Origin of the sequence: Bacillus sp. MM2020_4 (genome assembly GCF_011250555.1) — a bacterium.
Lineage (GTDB): Bacteria > Bacillota > Bacilli > Bacillales > Cytobacillaceae > Neobacillus.
The window spans coordinates 1-1,646 of record NZ_JAANMZ010000095.1 but is presented as its reverse complement, the minus strand read 5'-3'; the positions used below and the strand labels follow the sequence as shown (position 1 = coordinate 1,646).

2 protein-coding genes are annotated in these 1,646 nt (G+C 28.5%); both read right to left on the bottom strand.

Annotated features, from left to right (window positions below):
• Window positions 1–310, bottom strand: a 310-nt coding sequence (locus G6554_RS25635) for a hypothetical protein (protein WP_207627754.1), incomplete at its 3' end; no start/stop codon positions are given.
• A 54-nt stretch (window positions 311–364) separates the two neighbouring features.
• Window positions 365–1,646: murein biosynthesis integral membrane protein MurJ (gene murJ / locus G6554_RS25175; RefSeq protein WP_166246838.1), on the bottom strand; the 1,282-nt coding region annotated here is incomplete at its 5' end.

The window sequence follows — 1,646 nt, the reverse complement described above, 5'->3', positions numbered from 1 at the left end:
CAAATGTATAAATAAAAACCATAAATATTTGGAAAATAAAATTAACCAATAGAAGATGCACATAAAATATTCCAAATCTAGTTATACTAATACTTTCTTTAAAGATAATCAGTAATATCAATAAATAAAAGCTACTTAGTAGTAATTCTGCCCTAACTGGAATGTTACCAAATATCCTAATAGTAGGGATTAAATAAATTACCGTGATAATACCAAACAAATAAAACGTATTCCACCTTTTTAATAACAAACCTTTGTTTAAATCCATTTTATCTGTCAATATGTTTTTATCCCTGCTTTTAATATTCATATATAGAACCTCTTTGCAGATTATCGTTGATAGCGGTAGCTGAAAATTAACCATTTAGGATCTTTTTACCAAAGACCCATTTTTCATATTTACTTTAGACCTTAATAAATTTAATATACTTATCATATCGGAGTTTCTTAATAATAAAAGAAACAAAATATAAACAACACACCCGACTAATAAAATTAGAATTTGATTTGCAAATATATTAATTTTTCCATCAAAATACTTATATATATAAGTCATTGAGGTAATTGATATAGTCGAACAAATTGTAATAATAAACACTTTATACAGCCAAGTATACACACCAAAATCACCCTGTCTCATAATAAATATTATAAGCAACAAAATGGTGGCAACCGTCATTGCAATTGACGTAGCAAGTGCTATCCCTTCATACCCCATTCTTGAGGAAAGAAATAAACTTAAAATTATATTCAATATGATTGCGAAAATGCTAGTATACATTGGTACCATGGTCATTTTCATTGAATAATAAACTTTCACGAGATACTCTCTTAAACATAATCCCAACATTCCCACAGAAAACATTTTAAGTGCATTAGCTGTATAAGTGGTTGCTTGACTATCAAAAGAATTATATTCAAAGAATATTTGAATCAATGGTTCAGAAAAGAAATATAAATAAAACGATAGAGGAATTGTTAATAAAGTAATTAAACTAATTCCTTCTGAATAAACTCGCCTAAAACTTTCAATATCACCCTTATTAAACATTTTTGTTAATATAGGAAAATTAACTGTATAGATTGCAACAACGAATAGCCCCTGAGGAATAATTAACAATCTATTTGCAAGGGTTAAGGCAGCAATGCTTCCTTCTCCAAGGCCAGAAGCAATGTAACGGTCAACCAAAGTGTTAATTTGAAATGCTGCTATACCAATAAAAGCAGGACCAACTAATTTTAATGTTTCCCTTATTGGTTTAACATTTATATCTAAGCTAACTTTGAAACTTAAACCCAACCTTCTGTATGATGGTAGCTGAATAATCAACTGGCTTACCGCTCCAAACAATGTACCTATCGCTAGCCAATATATATTCCCAAATAATCCACCAACAAATGCAAAGATAATAGTAATAATATTATTTGAAATATTAATGGATGAACTAATATAAAATTTATTATTTATCTGTAAGACACTTGTTATTATTGAGGATGTGGTTAAAAATATTATTGAAGGTATCATTATTTGTGACATTAAAACAGCCACTCGGAAATAAGCCGTACCCTGAATTCCAGGTGCAATTATGGTTACTATCCATTTTGAAGTAAATATAAAAACTAATGAAAATACAATGCTAATAATC